Genomic DNA, 10,405 nt, shown 5'->3' with positions numbered 1-10,405 from the left:
TTACCAACACTACTTGACATAGAGCCATTATTTAATGAAGAATGTATTTAAAATGAATGAAAATAATGCAATTGCATAAGCGGGTGGGTCAATATGTGTTTTGACATTGGTATTGAAGAAACGAGCGACTAACTCAAATACGAACCACGCCATCACACCAAATAAAATCGCTAAGAAATAGTTATTAAAAGCAACCATTGCTAAAGCTGAGATAATTCCTACATGATGTCCAACAGGGAAGTTGGCACCAAAGATGGTAAAGAAGAATAAGAACGCTCCAAAACCAAAGCCAAAGAATGGAATACCTGTTAATTGGGTTACATAAGCGATGATAGCAGAGTAAGCTGCTGACCATAATAAACCAAAGACTAAATCATTGGAACTCATATTGAAGACTGGTTGTCCTTCTTCAGGTTGCGACATAAATTCGCCACCACCAAATACTAAACGAGTAATGATTGAACCAATTACGATACCGATTGCGCCACCATCAACTTTTAATCCCAATACTTCAGTAATTAAGTAAGCTGATAAATAACCGATAACGGCGAAGATACCACCGACTAATAAAGCCATTGAATCATTGGAAGCAAATGGTTGTTTATTAATATCTGTTCCATGGAATCCAGAGTTATCTTTAGAACCTAAGTAAGCAGTTGCTGCCACAGCACCGGTGAAAGCGATATGGGGTCCAAAGAAATAACCAAATGCGACATTGTTTAAGAAATCTGCCGAACCTCCAGCAGCCATGATTGATGAGCCGATTAAGACGGAGAACCCACATAAACCAATCGCAGGGATCGCTCCAATCGCAGCACCAAATACGCCACCAAAGAAAGCTAAAATAATTGCTAAAATTGACATATTGTCACTCCTTAAAATAAATTTTCACCATATAAATTATAATCATTTTAAAAAATAAAGTCTAATAATTATTATTAATAGAGAGTGATATGATTTAATTCCAACTAGCCACTTTACATTTGTGCGTTAAAATTATAAAATTAAAGCATGTATGTATAAAGGAGGCGACATTATGGATAAAGTTGAAGAACTGTTAACCAATTATCAAACTTTCACCACACAACAAGCTGAATCAAAAGGGATTTCGAGAGTAACCCTATCCAATTTAGTTAACCAAGGTAAATTGGAGCGTCTAAAAGAAGGGGTTTATATACAAAACGATGACTTAGTTGATGATTATGCTTTAATATCTTATAAGAATAAACGCGTTGTCTTTTCACATCATACAGCCTTATACTTACACGATTTAAGCGATCGCGTCCCAAACGTCTTTCATATCAGTGTTCCTCAGGGGTATAATGCTAGTCGTCTCACAAAGAAGTTCTCTAACATACAGGTCCATTACATCAAGAAAGAAAACTTTGATTTAGGTATTAGCACTAAAAAGTCTCCTTTTGGCAATGCAATTCAAGTATACGATGCTGAAAGAACCATTTGTGATATTATTGCTAACAAAAATAAAATTGATAAGCAAATATACACTCATGCGATAAAAACTTATTTTGAACAAGCACAAATTGATAAACGTAAACTAATCAGATATTCTAGAAAACTTGGTATTGAATTAACTCTCCGCAGTTTAATGGAGGTATTAGGTTAATGAATAAGGATCAACTTAAAGGGAAAATAAAACAATACGCAAAAGTACGTGGACTTAACGCAGGAGAAGTACTCCAAATGTTTTTCTTTGAAAAGTTTATCGAAAGACTCTCTAAATCAAAGTATAAAAATAATTTTATTATTAAAGGTGGTTTATTAGTAGCCGCAATTATTGGTGTTAAAAATAGAACCACATTAGATATGGACACTACCGTAATTGGTTTACCGGTTAAGAAAAATTATATTGAAAAAGTTATATTAGACATTGTCAATATTGAAAGTAATGATAATGTAGATTTTGTATTAAAGAGAATTACCGAAATCAAAGAAAACGATGTCTATGAAAATTATCGAATACATTTAGTAGCACGTTTCGAAAATATCGAGAATGTTCTGAAACTAGATATTACCGTGGGAGATAAAATTACACCCAGAGAAATTTTATATCATTATCCAAGCTTATTATCGAAAGCAATTTATCCTATTTTAGCATATCCTATAGAGACACTATTATCGGAAAAATTTGAAACGATAATTAGTAGAAATATCTCGACTACAAGAATGAGAGATTTTTATGATATTTATTATTTATATACACTAAAACATGACGAAATTAATAACGAAATTTTAAGAGAGGCGATAATTAATACATTTTCTAATAGAAAAACAGTAAATCTGTTAGAAGAAGTATATGAAATAATTGAAGAAATTGAACAGGATGAGATTATTCATGAGTTATGGCAAACCTATTTAAATGATAATAATTATATTGGGGATTTAGCATTTAAGAAAGTCATCGATAGATTAATCGAATTTACAAGATCTTGTGATTTTTAGGAAAAGAAACATCCCATATGATAGGGATGTTTGTTCAATGAGTTAGTTAATGTTTATTTTAAGATAATTCAGACATTGAACGCATGATAATATCGATATCCTTATTTTCTAATTCCTGGATGACATGGAGATAAGTTTTTTGAGTTGTTGTCATACTTGAATGACCTAATCGCTGAGCAACACTAGCTATAGAAACACCAGCACTTAATAATTGAGAGGCATGTGTATGCCTTAATCCATGTATTGAAATTTCAGGAATCCCTATCTTTCGACAGTGTCTAGTTAAAATATTATTAATCGTTGAATTATAGATTTTTCCATTAACAAAGATAGGTTTATCAGAATCCAATCCTTTAATTAATTCAGAAAATTGAATAACTAATTGCCAATCTATTCTAACTTTTCTAATAGAAGACTGATTCTTTGTTGGTAAAAAGCCAGAATTATTCTTATAATCCCAGGTCTTATTGATTGAAATCATTTGATGAGCAAAGTCAAAATCTTCTGGTGTTAAAGCCAAGGCTTCAGAAAAACGAAGTCCTGTTTTAGCAATGAGTAAGATTAACCAGTCCCAAGATATTGTTGGAGATAAATCAAGATGATGTATTAAAGTATGCAGTTCAAATTGACTTAAATATTTTTGTTTCTTTTGCCTTGGTGTTTTTCCTTTGATGATTGCTTTGCGTGTAGGATCTCTTTCAATTAATCCTTCGTCAACAGCATCAATGATAGAACCTTTTAACTGATGATGAAAATCCATTGTTGTTTGTTTTTCATGGAACTTTGCATAATCGTTTAGTAAGGTTTGATAAGTTAATCTATTTAGATCTCTTAATAATAAATTAGGCATTAATTTTTCAACCCACTTATGCGTCATATAATATTTTGACAATGTAACATTACGAACCGCTCCTTTTTTGTATAAATTAATCCAATTCCAATAATAGTCTACAAAAAGTAAGTCTTGTACCATAATATTCTCCTTCCACTCATTGAACTTCTAAAGTATATGAGAAATATTAAATATTTTCACAGGAAAAAATAAATTACGCTGATGAAGAGTGATGGTCGTATCAATTTGATTTAATAAGTTTCCTATTAAAATTTGCTCTTTAAAAATCGGAACCATAAATGTTATTTTTTTTAAAATGGAACTATTAAGTTTCGATCTACTACCACCAACTAAATAACTTGAAATATTAATTGATTTAATTCTATAAACTAAAAATAAATTATATAGTTTACCTCGTCTTCCTTCTAGAACATGAGCATGATTATTAACCCAAATCGATCCTTTCACATTTATAATAGGATAATCATATATATCATTTGCACCATCTTCAGCTAATAAAACGAAATCTCCTTTATGTGTTTCTCCACTAACATAGTCTTGTATTCCATTTGCTCCGTAATACGGAGTGCTACCCTTTATTCTATCTGATGAAGTAATAGGAATTCTCAAATTATTAAGAAGATTTGAAAGTTCCCCCAACTTTCGCTGTTCCCAAGTTATCTCAAAATCTATATATAAATATTTTCTTAAATATGATAAAATATTAATCGTATACACATTTAATGAAATGGGGGAGAGGTTATGAGGTTTACTGGTGAAACAAAAATAGAAAACCAGTTAATTGATCGTTTAACTACTGGAGAAAGCCAGTGGACGTATCGTAAAGATCTCCGAACAGAAGAACAATTATGGGATAATTTCTTTGAAAAATTAGCACAAAATAATGTTAGCGTTTTAAATGATGTTCCTTTAACAGAACAGGAAAAGTTACAAATTAAAAACCAATTAAATTTCACAAATTATTTTAATGCTGCTAAATGGTTAGTAGGTGAAAATGGTATTGCTAGAGTTGAAGTACAGCGTGAGGATGCAACACTTGGAAAAATTAGGTTAGAAGTGATTCGTCGAGACAACGTTACTGGTGGAACGTCTTCTTATGAGGTAGTTAATCAAGTAAAAAGGGAACGATTAACTGAAAGAGACAGTAATCGTCGATTAGATGTTACTTTTCTAATTAATGGTTTACCGATGATTCATATCGAATTAAAAAATAGATCGACTCCTTTTAAAGAGGCATTCTATCAAATAAAGAAATATGATAAAGAGGGCATGTTTAGAGGGATTTATTCTTCACTTCAAATGTTTGTCGTTTCCAATACGGTTGAAACTCGTTATATAGCTGCAGCAAGAGAAAATAAACTTAATGATCAATTTTTAACTAAATGGGTAGATAAAAATAATCAACCTGTTAATGATTTGTTAGAATTTGCTGAACATGTTTTGTCAATTCCTAGAGCACATCAATTAGTAATGCAATATTCTGTATTGGATAACGAAAAGAAAGCTTTAATCTTACTTAGACCCTATCAAGTGCACGCAATTGAACAAGTTAAACTTGCAAGTCAAAATAGAGAATCAGGGTATATTTGGCATACGACTGGATCTGGAAAGACTTTAACTAGTTATAAAGTAGCAAGAAACCTTTTACAAATTCCACGTATTAATAAAACTATTTTTGTGGTAGATAGACGGGATTTAGATCAACAAACCACCTCTAGTTTCATGTCTTATGCTGAAAACGATGTGTTTGATATTGATGAAACTGAGAATACAAATGAATTAGTTAATCGATTATATGCCAATGATAAAGCTGTTGTTGTTACTACAATTCAAAAAATGATGAATATGTTGCGCAAATTCGAATATGGGCACTATAAAAGCAAAATAAATAGAATTAAACAGTTAGAAATTGCTTTTGTCGTGGATGAATGCCATAGAGCCGTCACGCCACAAACTCATCGAGAATTATCGAGGTTTTTTGTAAATTCAATGTGGTATGGCTTTACAGGTACACCTATTTTTGCAGAAAACAAACGGGAACAAGTTGGAGATTTACCTCAAACTACTGAAGAACAATATGGAAAATGTTTACATGCCTATACTGTTAAAGAAGCAATAAAAGACAAAGCAGTTTTAGGGTTTCAAGTTGAGTACTTAAATACATTCCATAATAAAATTGAAGAAAAAGATATCCCTCAAGAAGTCTATGAATCTGAAGACCATATGCTTAAAGTGGTTGATTATATTGTCAATCAAGCTCAAAGAAAGTTAGGATTACATAGAGGACAAGGGAATACTTATAATGCGATATTGACGGTTAGAAGCATCGCTTTAGCACAAAAATACTTTGAGTTATTTACAGCAGTAAAAAATGGTACTAGTCCTGTTAAAATATCAGAGGAAACAAAAAAGCGGCTTCCGGATTTTCCTAAATTTGCGATTACGTATTCCGTTTCTGAAAATGAAGAAGCTAGTACTAAAAATCAAGATAAAATGAAAGAGGCCATGGATTATTATAATCAAGAATTCGGCACCCATTATACTATCAGTGACTTACGTGGTTATAATACGAATGTTAATGATCGCTTAGCAAGAAAAAAAGAAATATACAATTTTCGCGATGAACAATTAGACTTAGTGATTGTAGTCGACCGTTTATTAACTGGTTTTGATGCACCTTGTTTATCTACACTGTTCATTGATAGACCTCCAATGAAATACCAAAATCTTATTCAAGCATTTAGTCGTACTAATCGTTTATATGATAGAGAAAAGAATTATGGACAAATAGTGACATTTCAATCCCCTAATACATTTAAGTTAGCAGTGGATGATGCTTTAAGATTATATTCTAATGGTGGTGAAAATTCAGTTTTAGCTCCTGAATGGGATGAAGAAATAGTTCGTTTTAACAAAAAATTAAAAACACTTTTAGATATTGCTCCTACACCGGAGGATACGCCTCAAATTGAAAGTGCCTCAATTGAAGAGTTAAAACGCTTTGCTAAAGCCTTTCAAGAATTTGATAAGTTATATGCATCCATTCAAGTTTATAGTGATTATGATAAAGAGGAAATCTTCAAGAAGTTTAATCTATCTGATAGACTTATTGAAGATTACCATGGGAAATATCAAAATGTAATAGAGGAAATTAAAAATCGTGTAATAGATGAAGTTCAAGACAGTGAAGAAATCGATATTCATTATGAATTAGAATCGGTTCACTCTGATGTTATTGATTATGAGTATATTATAAGTCTTATTCAATCATTTATTCCTGACGATGATGAAGAGATTAAGGACATTTCTAAGAAAGATATGGATTCCATAGATAAATACATAAATGAATTATCTATTACAAACCCACAGTTAGCTAAACAAATTTTAGATATCTGGTATCAAATTCAAATGGATCCTGTGAGTTATCGTGGTCAATCTGTTATGCAATTATTAGACGAAAAAAATGAAAATGTCATTCGTGAAGAAACGGAAGAATTTGCAAAAAAATGGGCTGTAGGGGAAGAAGAATTGATATTCTATTCTGAAAATTATTTACCTGGTAAAAAACGACAAAGAGGAGAAAAAGCATTAGACGACTCTCGCAATTACGATGAATACAAGAAGACACATGGAGATAAGGCATTAAGCCCACTAAAATATCGAAGAGAAATTAAAGCTGCTTATCAGTCATTCGTTGAAGAAGTGGTAGAACCGCTAAAAACCAGACGTTAGAAAGGGGATTAAGTAGATGTCAAAAAATAAAATTTCACAACCTAAAATAAGATTTAAAGAATTTTCTGGTGAAAATGCTGAAGCTTGGGAACAGCGAAAGTTGGGGGATTTCGTTATAAAAGCGGTGGATAATAGAGGAAAAACTCCACCAACTCAAGAATTTGGACGTTATCCTTTGTTAGAGGTTGCTAGTCTGGGTAAAGCTTCGCCTGATTATACTAAGGTGACAAAATATGTAGATGAAGAAACATACAGCGGCTGGTTCCGAGCCCATATAAAGAAGGATGATATATTGTTCTCTACAGTAGGTAACACTGGTCTAGTAACATTAATGGATGATTATGTTGGGGCAACTATTGCTCAAAATATCGTGGCTTTCAGAGCAATAGAAGGTAATAATCCACAATTCTTGGTTCAGATGTTCCAGTTATCAGAAAATCTAAAACGAGCAAAAAGAATTGAAATGGGTGCAGTTCAGCCAAGTATTAAAGTTTCTCAACTAATACACGTTAGTTATTTGTTGCCTAATTCTGAACAGGAACAAGAAAAGGTTGGCTTGTTTTTCAAGCAAGTCGATACCACCATCACTCTTCATCAGCGTAAGCTTGAAGCGCTTGAAAATTTAAAGAAAACTTTACTTTCAAAAATGTTTCCTAAGAATGGAAGGGTAGTTCCTGAGTTAAGATTTGCTGGTTTTACTGACAATTGGGAACAGCGAAAGTTGGGGGAAATTACTTCAATAACTATGGGACAATCGCCTAATTCACTAAATTATACAAATAATCCTAATGACCATATTTTAGTTCAAGGAAATGCAGACATTTTAAATGGAAAAGTAAATCCTAGAGTCTGGACAAAAGAGGTTACAAAAACTGCAGAACCAGGAGATATTATTTTAACAGTTCGAGCTCCTGTTGGAGATGTTGCAGTTACTGAATATAATGTGGTGCTAGGTCGCGGTGTAGCATCAATAAAAGGAAATGGTTTTATCTTTCAGTTACTGAAAACATTTAAATTAAATGGTTATTGGTTAAAGTTAAGTACTGGTTCTACTTTTGACTCAATAAATAGTCTTGATTTAAAAAATACAACTGCATATATACCGAATAAAACTGAGCAAGATGCCATCAGTTTTTTACTTTCAATAGTTGATACAACCATCACTCTTCATCAGCGAAAAATAGAACAATATCAAGAATTGAAAAAGACATTACTTTCGAAAATGTTTATATAAAAAAAGGAGTATGACATGACAGAAGAAATTAAAAATTCAAGATCTTTATATCAAGCATTATGGAATTGTGCGGATGAATTACGCTCGAAAATGGATGCCAATGAATACAAATCATATTTATTAGGCCTTGTATTCTATAAATACTTATCTGATAAAATGCTTTATTATATCTCAGAAGTGTTAGAAGAACCAACACATAATCTTGATGAAGCACAAAAATTATTTGAAGATTCTTGGCAGGATGATGAAACACGTGAAGATTTGATTGCAATTCTTAACGACGAAATTGGTTATATTTTGGAACCTTCATTATCTTTTACTGCTTTAGTTAATCAAGCTAACATGGGTGAATTTCAATTAGAGTCTTTAGCTCAAGGCTTCAGAAATATTGAACAATCAAATGAAATTTTTGAAGATTTGTTTGAGGATATAGATTTGTACTCTAGAAAATTAGGTGCAAATAATCAAAAACAAAATGCAACAATAGCCAAAATTATGAAAGAATTGTCTAATATTAATTTGGCAGACCATGAAGGTGATATTCTTGGGGATGCTTATGAATATTTAATTGGACAATTTGCAAGTGATTCTGGAAAGAAAGCAGGTGAGTTCTATACGCCTCAACCTGTTTCACAACTAATGACTCGAATTGTTATGCATGGACGTGAGGATAAACGTGATTTCACTGTCTATGATCCAACAATGGGGTCAGGGTCGTTACTTTTAAATGCAAAAAAATATTCAAACTATCCAGATAATGTTGCCTATTTTGGACAAGAATTAAACCGTTCAACCTATAACTTAGCTCGTATGAATATGATTCTTCACGATGTTGCTGTAGAAAATCAAAATTTACGTGATGCTGATACTTTAGATCAAGACTGGCCAACAGATGAACCAACAGATTTTGATGCTGTTTTAATGAATCCACCTTATTCTGCAAAATGGTCAGCAAATAGCGGCTTTTTACAAGATCCACGTTTTTCAAGTTTTGGTGTTTTGGCTCCAAAGTCAAAAGCTGATTTTGCATTCTTACTTCATGGTTATTATCATTTAAAACAAAATTCTGGCGTAATGGCAATTGTTTTACCACATGGTGTACTATTCAGAGGCAATGCAGAAGGTAAGATTCGTCAAAGATTGTTAGAAGAAGGAGCAATTGATACGGTTATTGGATTACCAGCAAATATTTTCTTTAACACAAGTATACCTACAACCATCATGATTCTTAAGAAAAACCGAACAAATAGAGATGTTTTATTTATCGATGCTTCAAAAGAATTTGAAAAAGGTAAAAATCAAAATATTATGACTGATAAACACATTGAAAAAATCTTAAATACTTATATCAGTCGTGAAGAAATTGATAAATTCAGTTATTTAGCAAGCTTTGATGAAATTGTTGAAAATGACTTTAATTTAAATATACCTCGATACGTTGATACTTTTGAAGAAGAAGAAGTTGTTCCATTAAATGAAATTGCCAAAGATATTAAAACACTAGATGCTGAAATCGAGGCAACAACTAAAGAATTATTTGGTATGTTGAATCAACTAGTGGGGACAACACCAGAAGAAGATCAATTCTTACAGGATTTTTTAAAGGAATTTAAATAGAATAACATGGAAATCAACGAAATTATTAAAGAAATCAATCAGTTTAGAGACGAGCGTAATTGGCGACAATATCATAACGAGAAAGATTTAGCAATTTCGATTAGTTTAGAAGCTAATGAACTATTAGAAATTTTTCAGTGGCGTTCGTCTGAGGAAGCAAAGGTAGAGTCGTTAGAGCATTTAAAAGAGGAAATTGCTGATGTTTTAATCTATACTTTAATGATGGCTGATAATTTGGATTTAGACGTAACGGATATTATTCGAGAGAAACTCATGAAAAATGGCGTTAAGTATCCAATTAGTCAAGCAAAGGGAAGCAATAAGAAATATACTGAGCTTGAAAACAATTAACTAATAAGAAGCATTCGATTAATCCTCGGATGCTTCTTTATTTTATATTTTTCATTCAGTTTCTAGTATAAGGACTTTAAAGCATATTTTACAAAATTTTTAGACGAGTAGTAGACATAGTATATTAGTAAACGCCGAATAACCAGGTACGTATCACA

At 31.9% G+C, this 10,405-nt stretch carries 9 protein-coding genes; 6 read left to right on the top strand and 3 right to left on the bottom strand.

What is annotated here, in order from left to right:
- Nucleotides 1-27: 27 nt before the first annotated feature.
- The gene (locus HMPREF2811_RS07870) at nt 28-864 is read right to left on the bottom strand and encodes a DUF7973 family transport facilitator (protein WP_071408862.1); all 837 of its coding nucleotides are present in this window, start codon (nt 862-864) and stop codon (nt 28-30) included.
- A gap of 172 nt (nt 865-1,036) precedes the next feature.
- On the opposite strand from HMPREF2811_RS07870, the gene HMPREF2811_RS07865 reads away from it, so the two are divergent.
- Both HMPREF2811_RS07865 and HMPREF2811_RS07860 read left to right on the top strand, forming a co-directional pair.
- Nucleotides 1,037-1,624: a type IV toxin-antitoxin system AbiEi family antitoxin domain-containing protein gene (locus HMPREF2811_RS07865; protein ID WP_071408861.1), complete on the top strand. Its 588-nt coding sequence runs from the start codon at nt 1,037-1,039 to the stop codon at nt 1,622-1,624.
- A complete protein-coding gene (locus HMPREF2811_RS07860; protein WP_071408860.1) occupies nt 1,624-2,460 on the top strand; it encodes a nucleotidyl transferase AbiEii/AbiGii toxin family protein in 837 nt (278 codons plus the stop codon). The genes HMPREF2811_RS07865 and HMPREF2811_RS07860 overlap by 1 nt, the downstream gene beginning before the upstream one ends.
- Before the next feature lie 58 nt (nt 2,461-2,518).
- Here HMPREF2811_RS07860 and HMPREF2811_RS07855 read toward each other — a convergent pair whose 3' ends face one another.
- Together HMPREF2811_RS07855 and HMPREF2811_RS07850 are read right to left on the bottom strand one after the other, a co-directional pair.
- Nucleotides 2,519-3,433, bottom strand: coding sequence for a site-specific integrase (locus tag HMPREF2811_RS07855; protein WP_071408859.1), 915 nt, complete (start codon nt 3,431-3,433; stop codon nt 2,519-2,521).
- 27 nt (nt 3,434-3,460) lie between these two features.
- Complete coding sequence (locus HMPREF2811_RS07850) at nt 3,461-4,030, bottom strand: restriction endonuclease subunit S (RefSeq protein ID WP_256388711.1); 570 nt, start codon at nt 4,028-4,030, stop codon at nt 3,461-3,463.
- 24 nt (nt 4,031-4,054) lie between these two features.
- Here HMPREF2811_RS07850 and HMPREF2811_RS07845 point away from each other — a divergent pair, with 24 nt between their 5' ends.
- From HMPREF2811_RS07845 to HMPREF2811_RS07830, 4 genes are read left to right on the top strand one after another with little or no spacing between them, the layout of a single operon-like run.
- The gene (locus tag HMPREF2811_RS07845) at nt 4,055-7,045 is read left to right on the top strand and encodes a type I restriction endonuclease subunit R (protein ID WP_071408858.1); all 2,991 of its coding nucleotides are present in this window, start codon (nt 4,055-4,057) and stop codon (nt 7,043-7,045) included.
- 16 nt (nt 7,046-7,061) lie between these two features.
- Nucleotides 7,062-8,279 (top strand): restriction endonuclease subunit S, encoded by a 1,218-nt coding sequence (locus HMPREF2811_RS07840; protein WP_071408857.1) that lies wholly within the window; start codon nt 7,062-7,064, stop codon nt 8,277-8,279.
- A gap of 15 nt (nt 8,280-8,294) precedes the next feature.
- Entirely contained in the window at nt 8,295-9,896 is a 1,602-nt protein-coding gene (locus HMPREF2811_RS07835; protein ID WP_071408856.1) for a type I restriction-modification system subunit M, read from the top strand.
- 6 nt (nt 9,897-9,902) lie between these two features.
- Nucleotides 9,903-10,247 carry a nucleotide pyrophosphohydrolase gene (locus HMPREF2811_RS07830; RefSeq protein WP_071408855.1) on the top strand — a complete coding sequence of 115 codons (345 nt, stop codon included), beginning with the start codon at nt 9,903-9,905 and terminating at the stop codon, nt 10,245-10,247.
- The last annotated feature ends 158 nt before the right edge of the window (nt 10,248-10,405 follow it).

The sequence above is a fragment of the Globicatella sp. HMSC072A10 genome, from assembly GCF_001811625.1.
Classification (GTDB): Bacteria; Bacillota; Bacilli; order Lactobacillales; family Aerococcaceae; genus Globicatella; species Globicatella sanguinis.
The sequence above is the reverse complement of the archived record's forward strand: the minus strand, read 5'-3'. Positions and strand labels throughout refer to the sequence as shown.